19 protein-coding genes are annotated in these 20,643 nt (G+C 57.8%); 15 read left to right on the top strand and 4 right to left on the bottom strand.

What is annotated here, in order from left to right:
* Position 1 precedes the first annotated feature (1 nt).
* Together LOM8899_RS15400 and uxaC are read right to left on the bottom strand one after the other, a co-directional pair.
* Positions 2-1,456 (bottom strand): mannitol dehydrogenase family protein, encoded by a 1,455-nt coding sequence (locus LOM8899_RS15400; protein WP_093993134.1) that lies wholly within the window; start codon positions 1,454-1,456, stop codon positions 2-4.
* A complete protein-coding gene (gene uxaC / locus LOM8899_RS15395) occupies positions 1,453-2,859 on the bottom strand; it encodes a glucuronate isomerase (protein ID WP_093993133.1) in 1,407 nt (468 codons plus the stop codon). Before uxaC ends, LOM8899_RS15400 begins: the two co-directional genes overlap by 4 nt.
* Positions 2,860-2,982: 123 nt before the next feature.
* Between uxaC and LOM8899_RS15390 the strand changes: the two genes are divergently transcribed.
* The 10 genes from LOM8899_RS15390 to LOM8899_RS15345 all read left to right on the top strand — a co-directional run bounded on the left by LOM8899_RS15390 (position 2,983) and on the right by LOM8899_RS15345 (position 12,018).
* A complete protein-coding gene (locus LOM8899_RS15390) occupies positions 2,983-3,708 on the top strand; it encodes a GntR family transcriptional regulator (protein WP_245820568.1) in 726 nt (241 codons plus the stop codon).
* A 259-nt stretch (positions 3,709-3,967) separates the two neighbouring features.
* Positions 3,968-4,180 (top strand): DUF1045 domain-containing protein, encoded by a 213-nt coding sequence (locus tag LOM8899_RS23935; protein WP_370739368.1) that lies wholly within the window; start codon positions 3,968-3,970, stop codon positions 4,178-4,180.
* A gap of 10 nt (positions 4,181-4,190) precedes the next feature.
* A complete protein-coding gene (locus LOM8899_RS23930) occupies positions 4,191-4,478 on the top strand; it encodes a DUF1045 domain-containing protein (RefSeq protein ID WP_370739367.1) in 288 nt (95 codons plus the stop codon).
* Between the two features lie 249 nt (positions 4,479-4,727).
* A complete protein-coding gene (locus tag LOM8899_RS15375) occupies positions 4,728-5,738 on the top strand; it encodes an ABC transporter substrate-binding protein (protein ID WP_093993130.1) in 1,011 nt (336 codons plus the stop codon).
* 48 nt (positions 5,739-5,786) lie between these two features.
* Complete coding sequence (locus LOM8899_RS15370; RefSeq protein WP_093993129.1) at positions 5,787-6,614, top strand: ABC transporter permease; 828 nt, start codon at positions 5,787-5,789, stop codon at positions 6,612-6,614.
* Positions 6,614-7,402, top strand: a complete 789-nt coding sequence (locus LOM8899_RS15365) for an ABC transporter permease (protein WP_211096211.1) — start codon at positions 6,614-6,616, stop codon at positions 7,400-7,402. The genes LOM8899_RS15370 and LOM8899_RS15365 overlap by 1 nt, the downstream gene beginning before the upstream one ends.
* Positions 7,399-8,466 carry an ABC transporter ATP-binding protein gene (locus LOM8899_RS15360; protein WP_093993128.1) on the top strand — a complete coding sequence of 356 codons (1,068 nt, stop codon included), beginning with the start codon at positions 7,399-7,401 and terminating at the stop codon, positions 8,464-8,466. Before LOM8899_RS15365 ends, LOM8899_RS15360 begins: the two co-directional genes overlap by 4 nt.
* Before the next feature lie 29 nt (positions 8,467-8,495).
* Entirely contained in the window at positions 8,496-9,785 is a 1,290-nt protein-coding gene (locus tag LOM8899_RS15355) for an amidohydrolase family protein (protein WP_245820567.1), read from the top strand.
* Complete coding sequence (locus tag LOM8899_RS15350; RefSeq protein WP_093993126.1) at positions 9,782-11,143, top strand: M20/M25/M40 family metallo-hydrolase; 1,362 nt, start codon at positions 9,782-9,784, stop codon at positions 11,141-11,143. The genes LOM8899_RS15355 and LOM8899_RS15350 overlap by 4 nt, the downstream gene beginning before the upstream one ends.
* Positions 11,140-12,018 carry a nucleoside hydrolase gene (locus LOM8899_RS15345; RefSeq protein ID WP_093993125.1) on the top strand — a complete coding sequence of 293 codons (879 nt, stop codon included), beginning with the start codon at positions 11,140-11,142 and terminating at the stop codon, positions 12,016-12,018. The genes LOM8899_RS15350 and LOM8899_RS15345 overlap by 4 nt, the downstream gene beginning before the upstream one ends.
* On the opposite strand, the gene LOM8899_RS15340 is transcribed toward LOM8899_RS15345, so the two are convergent.
* Positions 12,019-13,170 (bottom strand): amidohydrolase, encoded by a 1,152-nt coding sequence (locus LOM8899_RS15340; protein WP_093993124.1) that lies wholly within the window; start codon positions 13,168-13,170, stop codon positions 12,019-12,021.
* A 68-nt stretch (positions 13,171-13,238) separates the two neighbouring features.
* Here LOM8899_RS15340 and LOM8899_RS15335 point away from each other — a divergent pair, with 68 nt between their 5' ends.
* Positions 13,239-13,874: a phosphoribosyltransferase gene (locus LOM8899_RS15335; protein ID WP_093993123.1), complete on the top strand. Its 636-nt coding sequence runs from the start codon at positions 13,239-13,241 to the stop codon at positions 13,872-13,874.
* Positions 13,871-15,718 carry an adenine deaminase gene (locus LOM8899_RS15330; protein WP_093993122.1) on the top strand — a complete coding sequence of 616 codons (1,848 nt, stop codon included), beginning with the start codon at positions 13,871-13,873 and terminating at the stop codon, positions 15,716-15,718. The genes LOM8899_RS15335 and LOM8899_RS15330 overlap by 4 nt, the downstream gene beginning before the upstream one ends.
* 156 nt (positions 15,719-15,874) lie before the next feature.
* Here LOM8899_RS15330 and LOM8899_RS15325 read toward each other — a convergent pair whose 3' ends face one another.
* Positions 15,875-16,765 carry a UTP--glucose-1-phosphate uridylyltransferase gene (locus LOM8899_RS15325; protein WP_093993121.1) on the bottom strand — a complete coding sequence of 297 codons (891 nt, stop codon included), beginning with the start codon at positions 16,763-16,765 and terminating at the stop codon, positions 15,875-15,877.
* A gap of 358 nt (positions 16,766-17,123) precedes the next feature.
* Between LOM8899_RS15325 and LOM8899_RS15320 the strand changes: the two genes are divergently transcribed.
* The 3 genes from LOM8899_RS15320 to ggpS are packed head-to-tail and all read left to right on the top strand — an operon-like array spanning position 17,124 to position 20,541.
* Complete coding sequence (locus LOM8899_RS15320) at positions 17,124-18,266, top strand: NAD(P)H-dependent glycerol-3-phosphate dehydrogenase (protein WP_093993120.1); 1,143 nt, start codon at positions 17,124-17,126, stop codon at positions 18,264-18,266.
* On the top strand, positions 18,263-19,051 hold the full coding sequence (locus LOM8899_RS15315; protein ID WP_093993119.1) for an HAD-IIB family hydrolase: 789 nt from the start codon (positions 18,263-18,265) through the stop codon (positions 19,049-19,051). The genes LOM8899_RS15320 and LOM8899_RS15315 overlap by 4 nt, the downstream gene beginning before the upstream one ends.
* Complete coding sequence (ggpS, locus tag LOM8899_RS15310; RefSeq protein WP_093993118.1) at positions 19,051-20,541, top strand: glucosylglycerol-phosphate synthase; 1,491 nt, start codon at positions 19,051-19,053, stop codon at positions 20,539-20,541. The genes LOM8899_RS15315 and ggpS overlap by 1 nt, the downstream gene beginning before the upstream one ends.
* Positions 20,542-20,643: the final 102 nt, after the last annotated feature.

Genomic DNA, 20,643 nt, shown 5'->3' with positions numbered 1-20,643 from the left:
ACTATGAGCTTGCCAATTCAGCAACGGCGTCTCGGCTTCCTTGGCGCCACAGGCTCTCAGCAGCCTCAGCAACAGGCAACTGCAGGAGCGACGCTTGCTGAGCCGAGAAGACTTCCCGCACCGACAATAGGGCGGCGACTGCTTCCGCCGGTCCATCTGCCTCTTGGCTAAGGGACTTCAGTTTTTCGGCCAACGGGTCCTTAACCAGTATTGGCTGGCCCGCCTCGTCGACGCCACCAACATACCGCATCCATGCAGCGACGGCGAGACAGAGTCCGCGGCAGTTGCGACCGGCATCGATCGCCTCCGTCATTGTGGCCAATAGACGCTGGGGCAGCTTTTGACTTCCATCCATTGCAATCTGATAGGTCAGATGGCGAATGGCGGGATTTGCATAGCGGTCGAAAAGCTCGTCGGCGTAGTCGGCAAGGTTCACGCCCGGCGGCGCGATCAAGGTCGGCGTAATTTCTTCAGACCAGAGATTTCGCACATATGAGGCAAAGACCGGATCGGCTACGGTTTCGGCGATGGTTTCGTGTCCGGCCAAGAACCCCAGATAGGCCAGCGAAGAGTGGGTGCCGTTGAGCATCCGTAACTTCATGTTTTCGTGGGCCGTGACATCGGCGACCATCTCGGCGCCGGCCGCCGCCAGGTCCGGCCGCTGTCCGCCGACGAAATCGTCTTCGACCGCCCACTGATAGAATGGCTCATGCAACACTGGAGCCGCATCAAATTGTCCGGTCCGCTCTTGAACACGCAGAATGTCCGCTTCGGTGGTCGCCGGAGTGATGCGGTCAACCATTGTACTTGGAAACGTAGCCTTCTGCGCAATCCATTGAGCGAGAGCGGGATCAATCCGATCTGCCAATTCCAAGACGATCGCGCAGACCAGTTTGCCATTGCTGGGCAGATTGTCACAACTCAGCACGGTAAACGGCGGCACTCCAGCCACTTTTCGACGCTGCAACGCTCTTACCAAGAACCCCGGAGCCGTTTGTGGAAGCGGGTTCATCAGATCGGCCTGGATGAGTGGGTGATCAAGGTTGATCCGCCCCGTGGCCGGGTTGTGGCAATATCCTTTCTCGGTCACGGTCAGCGTTACGATCTTGACGCCGGGATCTGCCATCGCGTCGATTACGGCCTCCGGGTCTTCCGGTGCGACGAGCACGTCGTTCAAGACTTCGATCTGTCTGAAGGCTTCGCCGTCTTTGGCCAAGGTGACCGATGTGTAGGCCCAATCCTGATCCGCCAGGGCGTTCCGCGTCTCGGGGCTACGCAGCGAAACCCCCACGATTCCCCAATCACCACCGGATGCCGCCATCGCGTCAGCAACATAAACGCAGCCAAAACCGCGAAAAAACGCACCCAGTCCAAGGTGAACGATCCCCGTGCCGGGGCGAGGTGTTTCAGAGCGCCGAAGGCGGTTCGATGCCGCAGATTGGTTCGTCGCCGTCATAGCTTGTATGCCTGTTTCGCGAGCCGATAGGACAAATCCTGTGCCACCTCAAAAGCGTCGTCCGCCAACATCCGGCCCGTCGCAACGAGCGTCGCCAGATATCCGCAATCCACTCGCCGCGCCACGTCATGCCGCGCCGGGATCGAACAGAATGCGCGCGTGTCGTCATTGAAGCCGACGGTATTGTAGAAACCCGCCGTTTCCGTAGTCATTTCGCGGAATCGACGAATACCTTCGTAGCTGTCGTGAAACCACCAGGGCGGCCCGAGTTTCAGCGCCGGATAAACGCCTGCCAGAGGGGCCAGCTCCCGTGCATATGATGTCTCGTCCAGCGTAAACAGGATAATGGTGAGGCCCGGCGCATTTCCAACCGCATCCAGTAGCGGCTTGAGCGCAGACACGTAATCTGTCCGCGTGGGGATGTCGTAGCCCTTGTCACGGCCAAATTTGACGAAGATATCCGCCGAGTGATTTCGATGCGCACCCGGATGGATCTGCATGACCAAGCCGTCATCGAGGCTCATTCGGGCCATCTCGGTCAGCATTTGGCCGCGGAACGTTTCCGCTTCTTCGGGGGAGCAAGTCCCCATCAAGCATTTGTCAAACAATAGAGCTGCGGCGTCGGCAGAGAGGTCTGCTGTCTTGGCGGTTGGATGACCATGATCTGTTGATGTCGCCCCATAGCTCTTGAAGAACGCTCGGCGATTACGATGCGCGGCCAGGTAGCCGCTCCATGTCGTCGCATCTTCGCCTGCCAACTCCCCCATGCGTGCAACATTGCTGGCAAATTCGGGAAAGTCGGGGTCGACGACTGCGTCGGGTCTATATGCGGTCACAACCTTACCCGACCAGCCGCTTTCACGGATCATCTTGTGCCAACAAAGATCATCAATCGCGCTTTCCGTTGTCGATATGGCTTCGATGCCGAAGCGCTCGAACAACGCCCTGGGCCGGTAAGCATCTTGGGCGAGACAGTCGGCGATTTGATCATAGATCAGATCGGCTGTCTGGGCGGAGAGGTGTTTCGTCACGCCGAAAACGTCCTGAAGGGCATGGTCGATCCATATCCGCGAAGGAGTGCCTCTGAACAGATGGTAGCTCTCGGCAAACAAGCGCCATATTTTTCGCGGATCGCCTTCTGTCACGCCTCCATCCGCTCTGGGCACCCCCAGGGCTTCCAGCGGAATACCCTGCGAATGCAGCATTCGAAAAACATAGTGATCGGGAGTGACGAATAACTGAGCGGGATCAGGGAAAGGATCATTCTCAGCGAACCAACGTGGATCCGTGTGACCATGCGGGCTGATGATGGGAAGGGTCCGGACACTTTCATACAGCGATCTCGCCAGAGCCCTGACAGAGGGCTCGACTGGAAATAGCCGATCTTCATCCAACAATGTCATTTGATCTCCTCCTTTTCAGATCGGTTACCCATGCCCTCCACTCCTGTCAACTAATATCCCAGTTGAATGTAGCGTCACATGCGGGCATAAGCTGTGTGTCGGCTGAGAACGGAGGCAGAGGAGATGGCGAACGGCGGCATGCGGGCCGGAGACGCAGTGCAATTGCCGGTCATCCAGCAATCAGCCGCACCGACGGTTGCCGATCAAGTCTTTGATGCGCTGAAGAAAAGCATTCTTACGCTGGAACTGCCTCCGGGAATCCGCATTTCCGAAACCGAGGTCGCCAAGCTCATGGGGGTATCGCGTCAACCAGTCCGCGAGGCTTTCAAACGTCTGTCGAAACTTGGATTTCTATTGATTCGCCCGCAAAGCAGCACGACGGTGAGCCTGATTTCAGAAGAGGCCGTTCTGCGCGCGCGCTTTATTCGAACGGCACTCGAAGTAAAGACCTGCCGCACCGCCTGCTCGACCATATCGATGGGCGGAATGAAGGTGCTCGAAGAGCTGGTTCAGGACCAGAAGGACGCCGTTTCCTCCGAGGACAGAGAGCTCTTTCACTTGCTTGACGACCGTTTCCACAAGGAAATCTGCAATCAGGCCGGGGTCGGGTATGTCTGGGATCTTATCCACGATAACAAATCCCACATGGATCGTATCCGAATGCTCTCGCTCAACCCGTCGTCACTTCGCCATGCACTGGACGAACATATCGCCATCCTCGACGCCATCAGCGCAACGGATCCGGACAGCGCCGAGCAGGCCATGGAGAGCCACTTGTCGCGCATCTTGGTTCTGATCGAAGAAGTCCGGCAGCAAGATCACAGGTGGTTTTCGGACACGACATACTGAGGCAAGACAGGAGCTGTAGAGCCGGCACAATAGTTGCGCAGCGCTACGCTCAGTACAGAAGAACTGAGCTTTGAAGCTTGAACGCTATGCCATCTGTACGACGCCGCCCCCGGCTCTCTGGCCAAGTTCACCGCGAAATGGCTGGGGTGGGACATTACTTCGGGCACAGAGGTCCCGCGCCATGAGGTTTGGGGCCAAGCATTTCAAGCATCGCTGAGAAGCCGCAACGGTTTGGATTTCACAGCACACTCGAGCCGCATTGCGGCTCGCAGCCCACATGAACGCAGACCAACTGTCGTACGCGATCGAGGCTTTTTACGTTCGCCGCCCGAGTGTGGAGATCACAGGGCTAGAACTTGCGTCGCTTGGCAATTCTTTGGCCCTCGTTCCGATTGGAGACGACAATGCGCTCGCCGGGCAAGCTGCCGTTGTGGTGACGGAGTTGATCGTTCTAGTCAGCCCGCGACCGTAGGGGAAACGGGGTGGAGGAGAACCAGAGGCTTGAGGAAAATCGAAGAGGCGAACCTCGCCACTTGGGGGGGTACCCAAATGCAATGACACAATACCGATCTCATATGACCCTGACTGAGCCGCTTGACGAGACTCAAATCAAGCCCGTGAAAGCCGCGTTGGGACGGCAACTGGAACCAGTCACTCTACAGTCGCTAACGGTCGGCGCGGTCACATTGTGCGGAGAGGGCCAAGTCGGCAGATTCTGGCAAATCCAATGGCTTTGCCTCGCTGAGCGGCGAAAGAGGCACCGATCCTGAGAGCAATATCGCTGCTTACGCGGGCAGCTGATCACGGCGGGGGCATCAAGTTGCCGCAGCCGCCCCAAACGTCGCGCTGCAGCCCTTCCGCACCAGCTTGATTATTAGGCAGCCGGGCAGAGAATAAGCAAAGGTTAACGGGCAAGCCTTTTCATTTCCGCTTCCCCTTGATCTAGTGTCACCATCGTCGATTTGCCGCCCTCGTCCGCGGTGATTGTATCCCACACTCGACACCTGAAAGGCTGTAACATGAAATCGCTACTACTTGCATCAACACTCATTGGGCTTGGCGCTGCTGCCTCTGCGGAGACATTCACCATTTCATGGTGGGGCTACAATGGCGACAAACTTCAAGAGAACATCGTCGAGCCATTCCAGGAAATCTGCGGCTGTGAAGTCGTGTTCGAAACCGGCAATAATGCGGATCGTCTTGGCAAGCTTCAAGCACGGGGCGGAGCCGGCGTAGATGTCGTATACCTGACCGATAGCTTCAGCCAGATTGGGATCGAGGCCGGCTTGTTCCAAGAAATCGACCCCTCGCGCCTCTCGAACCTGTCCGGGCTCTATGAGTTGGCCCAGGATCCGCAGGGCGGCTATGGCCCCGCATATTCTATCGGCCGCGTCGGCGTCGTCTATGACAGCGAGAAGGTTGAGCCCATCACGAGCTGGGGCGATCTTTGGCGCGAAGATTTGGCGGGCCAGATCACATTGCCCGGTATTACCACGACGGCCGGTCCGATGGTCGTTCTGCAAGCGGGCGCTCATGCCGGCGTAGATCCCTATGCAGATCCGGATGCCGCCTTTGAAGCCGTTGCGGCACTTGAGAGCAATGTCGTAAAGAACTACAACACCGGATCGGAGATGGTGAACCTGATTTCGACCGGTGAGGCATCGGTTGCATTGGCGCAGGACTTCACGCTCGCCTCCCTGACTGCAGCCGTCCCAACCATGACCTGGGCAAGTCTGGAAGACGGCGACATCGCGACGTTGAACACCATCAACATCCCGGTTGGTGCCGAGAACGTGGACCTTGCCTATCAATTCATCGACTTCGTTCTCAGCCACGAAATCCAGATGGAAAACGCGATGGAAGGTGTTGACGCCACGGTTCGTCCCGATGTCGAACTGCCCCCAGAGATTGCTGCAGGTTGGACATATGGCGCCGATGCCATTGCAGTCTTGAACCGGGTCGATTACGCCGCGTTGAACGCCGTCAAATCGGATTGGATCGACCGCTGGAACGAAGTGTTTGGTATGTAAATACCACCGGGCGGCGGTCGCCGCCGCCCGAAGCCCGAAAGGCTAGAAATGTCCCCTCGCCTACAAGCTTGGCTCTTAGCGATCCCAGCGACGCTGCTCGTCGCGGTGTTTCTGGGTCTTCCAGTCCTGTCCACGTTTGCAACAACGATTGGAACTGACGGGAGCCCATTGTCCAATTACTCGGCCTATTTCGAGTCTCGATTTCGAATGACGGTGCTGTGGCGCACCATGGAAGTGGCATTGATCACGACCCTTGTGTCCGTCGCTGTCGGATTTCCGACAGCCTGGATCGTTGCCAAGTCACCAGGTAGATTGAAGAGTATCTTGATAATCGCCGCCGTCTTCCCGCTCCTGACCGGAGTTGTCGTGCGCTCCTTCGCTTGGCTCGTCATTCTCGGGCGGAACGGGATATTGAACGAATTCCTACAAAAGGTCGGCCTCACCGCCGAGCCTCTGTCGATGCTCTATACGCAGGGCTCTGTCATTATTGCGATGATCTATCTTTTCGTCCCCTTGATGATCCTCACGCTCGTAGGCGTTCTAGAGGGCATTCCAGAGGACTTGACCGACGCTGCCGCTTCTCTGGGGGCGACTCCGGCAAGCACCTTTCGGCAAGTCGTGCTCCCGATGGCTGTGCCTGGCCTGATCGTCGGTGCAGTGCTGGTCTTCACAGGGTCCTTTACTTCTTATGCCACACCTCAACTTCTGGGTGGAGAGCGGCAGATGATGATGGGGACCTTCCTCTATCAACGCGCGATGGTCACTTTTGATTGGGTCGGCGCATCGACGATTGCCGTCATCATGGTTGTCGTCACCCTCGCAACCGTCATCGCAATGTCGCGGCTGGCGCGTCGCATGAATCCGGTGGCGGGCTGATGCAACGTCGCGCACATCCCGCCCTTATCGCGTTTGCGGTTCTAACGTTTCTGTTCCTCATTGGACCACTCGTCATCATCGTCGGCGCAGCATTGTCCGATACGTCCTACCTGACCTTTCCGCCGCAGGGTCTGACTCTCCACTGGTTCCAGAACGTGTTCGAGATTTCTGCTTTCAAGCGGACTATGATCACCTCATTCCAACTCGCGGTGGGCGGCACGGCGCTTTCAATGGCCATTGGAATTCCTGCCGCATATGCGATGGCGCGGTATAGAATCGAACTGCCGCGGTTCCTTGGCAATGTCTTCGTTCTGCCGATCCTCGTACCCGAGATCGTGCTTGGGTTCTCGCTCATGAAATCCGTCGCGGTTGGCTCTGGCGTGCCGATCATGGGGGCGCTACTTTTGGGTCACGCGTTGCTGGTTCTACCCTATTGCGTTCGTGTGGTCGGGGCGTCCCTGAATTCCTTCGACTTTTCCATCGAGGAAGCGGCTGTTTCACTGGGCTGCCCACGCTGGAAAGCCTTTTTCACAGTTGTTTTGCCCAACGTAAAACCGGGCATTATCGCAGGGTTCATTCTTGCGTTCATCACTTCCCTCAATGACGTTTCGATCTCGATCTTTCTGACCGGGCCCGGCGTCTCAACCCTGCCAATTCAGCTTTTGGCCCATATGGAGCAGTTCTTTGATCCGACGATCGCGTCGGTATCGGTGCTGCTGATGTTCGTGACCGTTGCGGTCATGGCCATTGTCGAACGCACACTTGGCCTGACATTCCTGACAAAATGACCGTATCCCTAGACCTTTCAGACGTCACCGCCCACTATGGCAACACCAAGGTGCTCGAAGACCTTTCGCTCCACGTGGCGGAAGGCGAGCTCGTTTCGCTTCTAGGTGCATCCGGCTGCGGCAAGACGACGACGCTCCGTCTCGTGGCTGGCTTCTTGGAGCCCACGTCCGGCCGGATAAAACTGGGTGAGACTGACCTGACCCGTCTGCCTGCCCACTCTCGTGATATCGGGCTGGTGTTTCAAACCTATGCGCTATTCCCGCATCTATCTGTGCGGGACAACGTGGCGTTCGGTCTCAAACAGCGCGGCGAGGGACGTGCGGCACGTCAACGCAAAGCCGACGAGATGATCGAACGGGTCGGATTGGCCGGGTTTGCCGACAGGTTTCAAGCGAACCTCTCCGGCGGTCAGCGTCAACGCGTTGCCCTCGCACGTGCACTGGTCATCGAGCCGCGCCTCTTGATGTTTGATGAACCCTTGTCGAATCTGGATGCCAAGTTGCGCGTCGATATGCGGGTGGAAATCCGTCGGCTTCAGCAAATCAATGGCACGACCGCGCTCTATGTGACGCACGATCAAGAAGAAGCTTTCAGCATCTCTGATCGCGTCGCGATCATGAACGCGGGCCGGATCATGCAACTCGACACGCCCGAAGTGCTATACTCGCGACCCGCGAACCTGTTCGTCGCCGATTTTGTCGGCTTCGAGAACGTGATCCCGATGCGCGCCGTGGCCGAAGCCGGAGATGCAGTCCGCGCCGAAATCGAAGGCGGGGGGATGATCGATTTGCCCAAGCAACACTACACGGTGCCTGCGCAGGAATTCGTATTGGCATCCCGACCGGAAGGCCTGCTCGTCGATACAGCGGACAGAACCGATGGCCTACCCGCGAAGCTGGGGCTTCGCACCTACCTCGGTCGTGCATACCAATATCAGTGCGATACAACCGCAGGGCCGGTCAAGGCCAACGGCCCGCTTGGGACACCACGAGAAGAGGGTGAGATAGTGACGCTCATTCCGCAGCCTGAGCAATGCTGCCTTTTGCCACGCGAGGCCAAGTGATCATCCTCAGAAACGCACGTATCCTCCCGATGGATGCGGCGATGCAAGACGTCGAGAATGGCTGGATCGCAATCGACGGCGACCAAATCGAAGCGATGGGCATTGGCGAGCCGCCGGCTGAGTATGCAGATGCCGACCATGAAGACATGGGTGGCGATCTCGTTATGCCGGGTATGGTCAACTCCCATTGCCATTTGCCGATGACCCTCTTCCGTGGACTTGGCGAGGACGTCGACGATCGGTTGTTTCGGTATATTCTCCCGCTCGAGCGGGCATTGGTGGACGCGAATGCGGTCGAAATCGGCACTCGGTTGGGCGCACTCGAATCCATTAGAGCCGGGGTCACCACCATTGCCGACATGTATTATTTCGAGGATCGGGTCGGCGATGTTCTTCATGAAAGCGGACTGCGCGGGATCGTCGGGCAGACACTGGCGAATTTCGCGGCGCCGGATCATTCGACGATGGATGAGGGCTTTGCAAGGCTTGATGCACTGACCGAGAAGTTTGCCGATCATCCTCTCATCGTTGCGTCTGCCGCACCTCATGCTCCGTATTCGACCGGCCCAGAGGTCATGTCCCGCGTTGCGGAGTGGGCGGATAGAACGGGTTTGCCGGTTCAGATGCATCTTGCCGAAACCCGCGACGAGATTGCCTGGGCACAAAAGGAGCACGGTTGCACCACGGTCGAACTCGCTGACAAAACCGGGCTGCTTCGGCCGACGCTGATCGCAGCCCACGTCATGTATCCGACAGAATCCGATTTGGACCTGATCGCCGAACGAGATGTCGGCGTGGCACATAATGCGCGCTCAAATGGTAAGGCTGGTCGAGGCATCGCACCGGTTCTGACCATGCGAAAGCGAAACATCGCCGTCGGTTTGGCAACGGATGGACCGATGTCCGGCAACACGCTGGACCTCTTTGCGCAGATGGCGCCTGCCACGATGTTCCAGAAAATAGCGGCCGGGACGCGAGGCGCCCTCCCCTGCCAAGACGTCGTGCGCATGGCCACAATTGAAGCGGCTGAAGTTATTGGGCTCGGTCACCTGATCGGTTCGATCGAGATTGGAAAGCAGGCTGACCTCATCCGCGTTTCCATGGCCGATCCACGCCTGCACCCGATTTACGACATTTGGTCGATGCTGGTGTTTGCGGCGATTCCAACCGATGTCGTGGGCACGATGGTTGCGGGGCGCTGGCTCATGCAGGATCGCGAAGTACAAACGCTCGACACAGACAAGACGCTGGCCGACGCACTGCAAATCGCCGGGCGCTTTTCCCGACAGATCCGAATTATTGACGAGGCCGCTCGATGACCCAAAGCACACTTGATCACATCGACTCCACACTGGACCAACGACTGGAGCGCCTGTTCGAATTCATTCGTATCCCGTCGGTTTCGACTGATCCCGACCACGCCGCGGATGTTCGGAAGGCCGCTGATTGGTTGGCCCAGACGCTACGAGACATGGGAGCCGACGCGCAAGTTCATGCCACCACAGGGCATCCCATGGTCACGGGCCATTTGCCCGGCCCTCAGGATGCACCGCATGTCCTGTTCTATGGCCACTACGACGTTCAGCCGCCAGACCCGCTCGACTTGTGGGTAACAGATCCGTTTGAACCGACACTGCGCGACGCTGGCGACGACAAACACATCACCGGTCGCGGCGCATCTGACGACAAGGGCGCTTTGATGACTTTTGTCGAAGCCTGTCGCGCTATCATAGAGACGGAGGGGGCTCTCCCCCTAAGAGTGAGCTTTCTGTTCGAGGGCGAGGAGGAGAGCGGTTCTCGGTCGCTTCCCGGTTTTCTGGCCAAGGCGGCCAAAGACCTGACGTGTGACGTAATCCTCGTCTGCGATACAGATATGTGGGATCGGGATACGCCCGCGGTTACGACGATGTTTCGCGGGCTCGTCGGACAAGAGCTGACCATTCGGGCCGGCGACCGGGATTTGCATTCGGGAATGTTCGGCAATGCTGCAGCGAATGCACTCGCCGTCCTCGCCGATGTCTTGGCAGCGCTGAGATCCGACGATGGCGGTGTCTCGCTACCGGGCTTCTATGATGGCGTCGTGCCGCCCCCAGCCAGTTGGGGAAACCTTGCCTTCGACGAGGCGGGGTTTCTGTCCAACGTCGGCTTGTCTGTACCGGCAGGTGAAGCCGACCAGTCTGTGTTGGCACAAGTCTGGGCGCGGCCATCCTGCGAAATCCATGGCATATGGGGAGGCTATACCGCCCCAGGATTCAAGACCGTGATCCCCTGTGAGGCGCATGCCAAGCTATCTTTCCGATTGGCGGCGGGACAGGATCCTGTCCTAGTCCGCGAAAGCTTCCAGGCCTTCGTTCGCAATCGAATACCTGCTGATTGTTCTGTCGAATTCTCGGATCACGGTCTATCCCCGGCGTGGGCTATGGACGCCTCGAACCCGTATCTTGGACCGACACTGCAAGCTCTGGAAGCTGAATGGGGGCAGTCGACAACTTGTGGCACCGGAGGATCAATCCCGATCATCGGAGCTCTGAAGGAGCACTTGGGTGTCGATGCACTACTTGTCGGCTTTGCGCGGTTTGACAATCGCATTCACAGCCCGAACGAGAAATACGATCTGTCCAGCTTTCACGGTGGAATGCGAAGCTGGGTGCGTATTCTGGAAGCGATCGCGAAATGACAATAATCATTGATACCGATCCTGGCATAGATGATGCGATTGCTCTGCTCTATGCGCTCAGGTCTGGTCAGGACATCGTCGCCATCACCACCGTGGCAGGAAACCTCGGCCTTTCCGTCACGACCGGAAACGCCGCGCGAGTTCTGGCTGTCGCTGGACGCGATTTGCCCATTCATGCAGGCGCAGATGCTCCATTGCACGGCGACGCAAAACCAGAGATCGGTATTCATGGAGACGACGGCCTCGGGGGCGTTGCGTTTCCGGAACCGGCAACCCCATCAAGCACGATCGGTGCAGTTGACGCGATGATCGACTTGGTCAACACCCATGAGCCGGGCGCAATCACACTCTTTTGCCTCGGCCCGCTGACAAACCTCGCCCAGCTTATCGACATGGCCCCTGACTGTGCCAAACGTCTCGGGCGTGTAATTGCTATGGGCGGCGCGTTGGACGAGCCCGGAAATGCCGGGGCGCGCGCAGAATTCAACTTGGCGCATGATGCCCATGCCGCCGACATCGTTCTTTCTGCCGGCCTTGATCTGACCCTGATACCGCTGGACGCGACGCGCCAAATCCGTGCGGATGCAGATTATGTCGCAGCATTGCGCGTCGCTGATCGGCCAGCGGCGGCCGCCACAGCGGCGTTGATTGAAGCGTATTTCGACGCGTCAACGAGCCAGAAGAGCCGGCCGCTGCACGACCCATGCGTCCCGCTATACTACTCCAGACCGGAGCTCTTCGAGGTCGAAACTCGACTTCTCTCCGTCGACCGATTGACCGGCGCGCTTGAAGCAGGACCAAATGAAATCAAGGTAGCGATGAAGCTCGACGCCTCCTCGTTGCGGGACGAACTTCGGCGAGGGTTGTCGCTTTAGTCAGCCCAATTCTTCCGCCACGACGGCGCACCAAAAGGCCACACCATGCGGAATACAGGCATCGTTGAAATCATAGCCCGTCCCGTGGTGTTGCCCGTTATGTCGTGCCGGCCCCATTCCCAACCAGACATAGGCTCCGGGAACGCGGGCTCCGAATTCGGCGAAGTCGTCCCCGGCTGTCGAAGGCGGAAATGTCGTGTGCAAGGCTTCGTCGCCCAAGGCCGATCTGACAGCTTTCTGAGCGATTGCGGTCGGCACTTTGGCATTGACCACCGGAGGGATTCGACGAGTAAAATCGTAGTCGACTTCAATTCCAAAGCTTTCCGCCACACCTTTTGCGTGCCGACCAATGGCCGCTTCCAGTTGATCACGCACCGGCGCGCAGTATGCACGCGCGGTTCCACCGATTTTCACGGTTTCCGGGATGACATTGAGCGCCGCAAAATCGCCCGCGCCCAGCGCACAGGCAGATACGACCGCTGGTTCCAATGGGTCGACTTCTCGAGCGACGATCGTATGAACCTGTGTCAGGAATACTGCAGATGCAGTAACGGCATCTCGCCCCTGATGCGGCTTGGCACCATGGCTGCCGATGCCCTTGAAAGTGACATGCCAATGATCCGAAGACGCAAGTTGCGGCCCCTCCACGGCAGCGATTTCACCAAGAGCCAGCCCCGGCATGTTGTGCAATCCGTAAGCGGCATCTACCGGAAACCGGTCAAAGAAGCCGTCCGTGATCATGGCCGCCGCACCACCACGGCCCTCCTCTGCGGGCTGAAAAACCAGATGAACGACTCCCGAAAATGGTTGGTTCGCCAGTTGTTCAGCGGCGCCGAGCAACATAGTCGTGTGCCCGTCGTGGCCACAGGCATGCATCTTGCCCGATACGGTCGATGCATACTGCAGCCCGGTTTCTTCATGCATGGCCAAGGCATCCATGTCGGCACGCAAAAGGATGGCGCGGTTGCCGCTCCCCTTGCGCAAGGTGCCCACCACTCCTGTGCCGCCCAATCCCTTGGTCACATCAAACCCGGCATCGACAAGCCGACGTGCGACGATCTCGGATGTTCTGGTCTCTTCAAAGCCCAGTTCGGGATGCTGATGCAGGTCCCTGCGCAAATTCGTGAGATTTTCGAGGACGTTGGCATCCATCTGGCGCACTCCGCTTTTATCTTGACCAAAGTTATCTCACCGAATTCAAACCACCAAGGGGGAGCGATATGAGACTTGATGTCTGGCAAACCTTGCATACCGATCTGGAACCCGGTGTCCAACACGATGGCGAGACGTTTGCCGCCGCTTTGGGTAAAAGCCAGTTGCTGCTTCCAATCCGCACGCTCGACAATGGCCGCAGGGTCGCGTCGCTCATCGTGAACCAAGCAAGTTTCGTCGTGCTCGACATGCTATGCGATGTGCTCGCGTCATCGCTAAATGACTATAGACCGGATGTCATCATCGGCGTGCCGACACTTGGTCTCCCTGTCGCCGAGGGAGTAGCACGAAGGCTGGGCCACAGCCGGCTCGTTCCTCTCGGGACATCACGCAAATTCTGGTACGACGAAGCCCTGTCAGTCCCCTTGAAATCAATTACCACGCCCGGAGGCGGAAAACGGTTATATATCGATCCACGTATGCGGCCTCTCCTGAAAGGGCGAGTTGCTGTCATTGATGACGTTCTGTCCTCCGGAAGCTCGATGGCATCTGTTCTGAGCCTTCTGGACCTCGTGAATGTGTCACCGTCCTCTATCGGCGCCGCGATGCTCCAAGGTGAAGGCTGGCGGGATCACGTTCGCAACATACCGGTACTGGGCGCAATCCGGACCCCCATCCTCCCGCCGAAAGGAGCAACCGAATGACCGAGGAGTTCTCCGCCAAATACGAAGTCGCGCTGCGTCAGAGCCTCATCGCTGTCGCGCTAGGTCAGACCGAAGCCGATCTCCTTTTGCGCCCTGCCCGCCTGCTCGACACAAACAGCGGGTTGTGGCGCGAAGACGTCGAAATCGCGATCAAGGACGGTCGCATAGCCCACGTCGGCCCGAGGGGGAGCTTTGCGGGAATCGCCCGCGAGATCATAGAGCGTCCGGGTCTTGCGGCCGTGCCAGGACTTGGTGAAGTGCACAAACACATCGAATCCAGCCACGTTACCCCGGAATACGAAGCTGCACTTGTCGTACCCCATGGCAATACCTGGACCTGCGAAGCGAGCCATGAATTGTCAAATGTCTTGCCGGGGCGAACCCTTGATTTCTGGCTTGCCCCGCGTCGAAAAGGCTCACCGTTAAAGATATTTCCATTGCCCGGCTCAGCGGTGCCACCGACCGCATGGGAACACGGGGCGTGGCTCGACGGTAATGATCAAAGTCGGTTCATGGCTGAAAGCCCGCTGGTTGCGGGACTAGACGAAGTCATGGACTGGCCCGCGGTTGCTGATCCAAGGAATCCAGCTCACGAGCGATTGTGGTCGATGATTGAAGCAACTTGGAATTCCAGAGGCGTGGTCGAGGGACACGGCGCCGGGATCCGTGATCTGCCGGGCATTAATGCGTTTGCCGCCGCTGGTCTTGCGTCGGACCATGAAGCTTGGACCGCCGAGGAAGCCTTTGCCAAACTGCAGGCTGGCCTATTCCTCGAAATCCGTATTCATACGGGGCCGGAGATTATCGCCGGCCTGATCGAGCGTGGTCTCACCGACTGGAGCCAGGTTGCCTTGGCAACCGACGACCGCCCTGCGTCCGAGGTCCTTGAGTCCGGTGCCACAGACCGCAATGTACGAATGGCGATCGATGCGGGGTTGTCTCCCGAAACCGCGATCCAACTCGTGACGATTAACCCGGCAAGGCATATGCGCGTGACACAGTGGGTCGGAAGCGTCTCGCCCGGCCGCTTTGCCGACATCGTATTACTCGATGATGTCGATAGCTTTTCGATTGCCGAGGTTTGGGCGGATGGCCGGCAGGTTTCCAGCGGCACAAACTACATCGCTGACATACCGCAAATAGATTGGCCCAAGTGGGCTCGGGATACCATTCGGATCGGACGCGAATTGAGCCAAGCGGACTTTCAGATTGCCGCGAGTCCTGACAGGGCAACCATGCAAGCCGCAGTCTTGCGCCCATTCCATTGGACCGAGGAATTCCTGACTTGCGAATTGCCGGTTTCGGATGGGCTGGTTCAGCGCGATACCGATCAATCGATTACCAAATTCGCGATAGTTGACCGGTTCTCCGGCGCCGGCGACGTCTCACGCATGTTCTGGAAAGGTTGCGGACCAAGCGACCCCGACACGGCTCTCTGCTGCTCCATGGCGCACGACAAACACAATATCTGGTGCGTTGGCTCCTCGGATGCCGCAATGGCGACCGCCGTCAATGCCTGCGCTCAACAATACGGAGGCTGGGTCCTCGTTCACAAGGGAGATGTCGTAGCTACGGTCGCCTATGAGATCGCAGGCTTGATGACCGCTCGTCCGGCTGAAGAATTGGCGGAAGACATGCAAGCGCTCTACCGCGCCGGACAGGCCGTCAACTGGATGTATGAGCCAAGCTTCCATCCGAGATGGAGCCCGGGTTTTCCAGAGCGCTTGGCGTTTGCAACACTGACGTGCTCTCCTTGGCATTGGAATCTCGTCGCACCATCCGCAGCGGCCCCGCAGGGATTGGTCAATGTGCGAACCGGGGAAGCGCATCCGATCGTTTGGTAGTTTCGGTCATAGAAAGTCATCGGCCAATTGCCATGACCGATGACTTCCATTTCCTTCAAAACGACAAGCGAAGCAGGTTTCTCAGCGAAGATTCGTCTGATGCGACCGCCTTTGGATCCCACTTATCCGGACGCGGTGTCCGTCGACCGACTTACATTAGGCCGCAGCGGGGCGCGACATTGCGTTAACATAGGCATCCAAGACATCTCCGCATTCCGGATCCTGCGACGCGAGGTGCAAGGTTGCTTTGAGCATCCCGGCCTTAGAACCGCAGTCGAACCGTTGGCCCGAGAACCGCAATCCGGCCAGACCGACTCTTTCGGCTCCTTTTGCGATGGCGTCGGTCAGTTGGATTTCACCAAGCGCACCAGGGGCCTGCGTTTCCAGATCCTGAAAAATCGACCCATCGAGCACGTATCGGCCGATCACGGCATCACGGGACGGAGCCTCCGCAGGCTCCGGTTTCTCAACCATACGGTCGGCACGCAACACATTCCCAAGCTCTTCGGTGACGGAAAGCACGCCGTATTTCTGAACGTCTTCGGGCGCCACTTTCATCGTCGCAACCAAGTGCCCCCCGCCGGCTTGTGCATAGGCATCAATCATTTCACCAATGCAGCCTTTTCCGAGGATCAAATCGTCAGGCAAGATGACGGCGACCGGACCAGCCAAAGCATATTCCTTCGCGCATAGCACGGCATGACCTAATCCGAGCGGCTCATTCTGCATAGTGAAAATGACGTCGTCGTTCTTTGGGCAAAGCGCGGCGTCTTCCAATTCGGCCGCAATTTCCGTCTTGCCACGTGAGCGCAGGTCAGCCCTCAGCTTTGCATCGTCCATCACATACCTTTCGATGGCCGATTTCGAGGGATGACTGACAAAGATCATACGCTCGATCCCCGCCTCTCTTGCTTCGTCGATCGCATACTGGATCAACGGTGTATCGATGACGGGCAAAAGCTCTTTCGGGGTCGCTTTCGTCGCAGGAAGGAACCGAGTCCCAAGCCCTGCGACCGGAAATATGGCAGTGCGGACCGTATTGGTCATGACGAAAACTCTCCTACTGATAATTGCTGCGTTGCAGAGACCTTAGTGCACCCGCAGAGAATGTCAAAAACCGACAAAATAATGTCGCTATCAGATCATTTGGCGGCACAATTTCGCGGCAAGACGCCCAAATCCTAGGCGAAACGCGCTCTTTCGCCACCTATCCTTCCAGATCTGAGTTTCCACCGGAACCTTTTCGCACACGCAGCATTGACATACGACGGTTGGAATTACCTGTTTGCGACACGAAATGAACATTTGCGACACCGGTCGTACATACTGCTTGTCGTTCTAAGCACGCCGCACAGGTCGGATTCGCGACCAACTCGGTGCGACCAAACTGAACCCAGAGGTGAATATGATACACGCGCCCCTCGCTGGTACGTCCTATCCGAACAGTTCCCGACGTTACGAGAAAGTTGCTGTCATAGGCGCCGGATCGTGGGGCACCGCGCTCGCCGCTACCCTTGCGAAGTCAGGAGTCGAAACCAGAATTTGGGGCAGAGACCAAATCGTCATAGACGAGATCAACGCCGGCTCGATGAACAGTAGGCACTTGCCCGACGTGCTCCTGCCATCAAGCCTGACCGGTCACACGGACATGTCGCAGGTTCTTGATGGGGCCGAAGCAGCCTTGATCGTTGTGCCATCGCCCAGCATCAGAGATGTCGCGCGCATCGTCTCTCACTTCGCCGGCCCTCAAATTCCCGTCGCGATTTGTGCAAAGGGCATTGAATCCGGCACGGGCCTGCTTATGACACAGGTTGCGGATGAGGAATTGGATACGCGACCGGTAGGTTGCGTCTCTGGCCCAACATTCGCCCGCGAAACGGCTCTGGGACATCCGACGGCAGCAACAGTCGCCTTTCCGTTTTCCCACTTGGACCGCTTGAAGCCCGGTGAGAGTCCTGCGGTCAGGTTGGCGATGTCGCTTACCAATGAGAGTTTCCGCGCATATGTTTCCGACGATCTAGTCGGTGTCGAGATCGGCGGAGCGGTCAAGAATGTCATCGCGGTCGCTTGCGGCATGATGACGGGCGCCGGGTTCGCCGAAAACACGCGCGCTGCTCTGATCACCCGCGGACTGGACGAGATGAAGGCGCTAGCCGAAGCCCTTGGCGGTCGCCGCGAAACGGTAACCGGACTCTCCGGCATCGGCGATCTGTCATTGACCTGCTCGAGCCCAACATCCCGTAACATGGCCCTCGGCCAGCAACTCGGCCAAGGCATCGAACGTGAGAAATGTTTCGATGGCATGCCAGTCGTGGTTGAGGGTGAAGCAAACGCTGTTTCAGTGACGGATCTCGCCCGTCGTGTGGGTATCACGATGCCAATTTGTGAAACCGTCCGGTCCATCCTTCACGATGGGGCAGAACTTGGCGGCGCCTTTGCGGAACTATGGGCCCGACCGATCGAAGCAGAACCACGCGCCATGGATGTTGCGTTCATGCATCCAGCGTCAGACGAAGATATTGCATCACTTGCAGAAAGGATCTCATGACCCGTCACGAAACCTTCCATAGCCATTCAATCGACCAGAAATCGCTGGTCCTCGCAACCGATCTTGATGGTACATTCCTCGGGGGCACGGATGAAGACCGGAGAAAGTTCTATTCTTGGATCGAAGCGAACCGCGACCGTGTTGGCTTGATATTTGTGACAGGCCGGGATCCGGGCTTCATCCGCGACCTTACCAGGAACCGCGGCGTGCCACGGCCTGATTACGTGATCGGTGATGTTGGAACGACAATTGCGGAGATGACGACCGATCATTTCGTGTCGCCAATTGCAGAGCTTGAACGTGAGATCGAAGAAGCGTGGGGCAACGCCGGTGCTCGTGTCCACGCCGCCCTACAGCGGTTCGAGGGGTTGAGCGCCCAGTCCACGGTGTTTCGCTATCGCGTGAGCTACGACATGGATCCGTCGGTGTTCGACGATGCCGTTCTCGACATTGTGGCCGAGCTGGGCCTCGACGCCCTGATATCCGACAACAGGTATATGGACGTGCTCCCCAAGGGCGTCAGTAAGGGCCCGTCGCTGCTGCGCCTGTTGTCCCACTTGGGAATTGATAGCCGCTGCGTCCTGGTCGCCGGTGACACGCTCAACGATCTATCCATGCTTTGCCTTGGGGTGCCTGCCGTTGCAGTCGGTGGCTCTGAACCGGCACTCATTGAGAAGGTGAAAGGCATGGAGCATGTGCACGTTGCGACCGCCGTAGGTGTCGCCGGAATCGCAGAGGCGATCATGACCGGTCAGATGTTTCCCAAACAGAAAGAGGTATCGTAATGTCCTCCGATATGGTCATCGTGTATCATCGACAGCCCTATGAGGAGGTCGAAGTCAACGGCAAGACGGTTTTCCGCGAAAACAAGAGCCCGAACGGCATTGTGCCGACACTCAAGAGCTTTTTCGGCGGGGTGGATCACGGAGCCTGGATCGCGTGGAAGCTGGCTGAGGACCCGGATAACCCCGACTTCGAGGAACGCGTGGATATCGAGGACGATTACGGGAAGTATACCGTGTCGCGTCTGCCCCTTTCCCCCGAACAGGTGCGTGAATTTTACCATGTGACGTCAAAGGAGGCTTTCTGGCCAATTCTGCATTCGTTCAAGGAACGGTACAATTACGATCCGGTGGATTGGGAAAATTTCCAGACGGTAAACATGCGCTTCGCCGAAGCAGCAGCGGCCGAGGCGGGCCCCGGCGCTCTCGTCTGGGTGCACGATTACAACCTCTGGCTTGTTCCCGGCTATCTTCGCGATCTCAGGCCTGACGTGCGTATTGCATTTTTCCATCACACCCCGTTCCCATCTGCCGATATCTTCAATCTTTTGCCTTGGCGCAAACAGATCGTGAAGAGCCTGCTAGCCTGTGACGATATCGGCTTTCATATCCCACGATACGCGGCCAACTTCGTCTCCGTTGCACGCAGTTTGTTCGGCGTAGAGCCGTCGAAACACGACAAGGTTCCCGAAAAATGGGTGGCCGAAGGCACCGCTTTGACAGAACGAGTCTTGCCAACTTATGTGAAGTTTGAAGACAGAGAAGTCGCGATCAGCGTCACCCCAGTGGGTGTCGACACCGCGTATATCGAGGAACAGGTTGGCTCTGAAACCGCGATTAGCAAGGCGCTTGAAATCCGTTCCGAACTTGGCGCTTCCAAGCTGATTTTGTCGGTGGGGCGGACAGACTATACCAAGGGAGGGATCGAACAGCTGACGAGCCTCGAGCGTTTGCTGCAAGACAACCCCGAACTGAGGGGCAACATCCGATTGATGCACGTCTCCGTGCCTGCCAACAAAGACATGCGCGCTTATGAAGAGATCCAGAATGATCTTGAGCAGACCGCGGGACGCATAAACGGACGGTTCGGCACGTTGGATTGGCAGCCCATCGTGCTGATTTCTCGTGCGATCCCCTTTGCGGAATTGATTTCCTATTATCGCGCGGCAGATATCGCATGGATCACACCGCTGGCTGACGGCATGAACCTTGTTTGCAAGGAGTTCGTGGCATCTCGGCTGGATGGTGACGGTGTGCTGGTCTTGTCGGAATTCGCTGGAGCGGCTGTCGAGTTGAGCGACGCAGTGATCGCGAACCCCTTCTCGCATCGGTCGATGGATCTCGCCATTAAGAGGGCTCTGGACATGACGGAGGCAGAACGCAGGAGGCGCATGTCCGGTCTGCGAAAAGCCGTCATAGAAGGAGATGTCCACAACTGGACTCCTGGTCGACTACGCCTGACGCCTACGCCGACGGCGGCAACAGCCGCGTAGACTTGCGGACGAAGTAGCTAGGTATCGCTAGTAGGCAGATCCCGTTGGCGAGCTCAAACACGCAGCACCGGGCATCCGTCCGGTGCCGCTCAACCCCCTGAA

The sequence above is a fragment of the Flavimaricola marinus genome (assembly GCF_900184895.1).
In the GTDB taxonomy this organism is placed as follows: domain Bacteria; phylum Pseudomonadota; class Alphaproteobacteria; order Rhodobacterales; family Rhodobacteraceae; genus Flavimaricola; species Flavimaricola marinus.
The sequence above is the reverse complement of the archived record's forward strand: the minus strand, read 5'-3'. Positions and strand labels throughout refer to the sequence as shown.

Bases quoted from the DNA above. Each gene is read 5' to 3' on its own strand.
- LOM8899_RS15400 (WP_093993134.1), bottom strand. From the start codon at position 1,456: ATGACGGCGACGAACCAATCTGCGGCATCGAACCGCCTTCGGCGCTCT.
- uxaC (WP_093993133.1), bottom strand. From the start codon at position 2,859: ATGACATTGTTGGATGAAGATCGGCTATTTCCAGTCGAGCCCTCTGTC.
- LOM8899_RS15390 (WP_245820568.1), top strand. From the start codon at position 2,983: ATGGCGAACGGCGGCATGCGGGCCGGAGACGCAGTGCAATTGCCGGTC.
- LOM8899_RS15375 (WP_093993130.1), top strand. From the start codon at position 4,728: ATGAAATCGCTACTACTTGCATCAACACTCATTGGGCTTGGCGCTGCT.
- LOM8899_RS15370 (WP_093993129.1), top strand. From the start codon at position 5,787: ATGTCCCCTCGCCTACAAGCTTGGCTCTTAGCGATCCCAGCGACGCTG.
- LOM8899_RS15365 (WP_211096211.1), top strand. From the start codon at position 6,614: ATGCAACGTCGCGCACATCCCGCCCTTATCGCGTTTGCGGTTCTAACG.
- LOM8899_RS15360 (WP_093993128.1), top strand. From the start codon at position 7,399: ATGACCGTATCCCTAGACCTTTCAGACGTCACCGCCCACTATGGCAAC.
- LOM8899_RS15355 (WP_245820567.1), top strand. From the start codon at position 8,496: ATGGATGCGGCGATGCAAGACGTCGAGAATGGCTGGATCGCAATCGAC.
- LOM8899_RS15350 (WP_093993126.1), top strand. From the start codon at position 9,782: ATGACCCAAAGCACACTTGATCACATCGACTCCACACTGGACCAACGA.
- LOM8899_RS15345 (WP_093993125.1), top strand. From the start codon at position 11,140: ATGACAATAATCATTGATACCGATCCTGGCATAGATGATGCGATTGCT.
- LOM8899_RS15340 (WP_093993124.1), bottom strand. From the start codon at position 13,170: ATGGATGCCAACGTCCTCGAAAATCTCACGAATTTGCGCAGGGACCTG.
- LOM8899_RS15335 (WP_093993123.1), top strand. From the start codon at position 13,239: ATGAGACTTGATGTCTGGCAAACCTTGCATACCGATCTGGAACCCGGT.
- LOM8899_RS15330 (WP_093993122.1), top strand. From the start codon at position 13,871: ATGACCGAGGAGTTCTCCGCCAAATACGAAGTCGCGCTGCGTCAGAGC.
- LOM8899_RS15325 (WP_093993121.1), bottom strand. From the start codon at position 16,765: ATGACCAATACGGTCCGCACTGCCATATTTCCGGTCGCAGGGCTTGGG.
- LOM8899_RS15320 (WP_093993120.1), top strand. From the start codon at position 17,124: ATGATACACGCGCCCCTCGCTGGTACGTCCTATCCGAACAGTTCCCGA.
- LOM8899_RS15315 (WP_093993119.1), top strand. From the start codon at position 18,263: ATGACCCGTCACGAAACCTTCCATAGCCATTCAATCGACCAGAAATCG.
- ggpS (WP_093993118.1), top strand. From the start codon at position 19,051: ATGTCCTCCGATATGGTCATCGTGTATCATCGACAGCCCTATGAGGAG.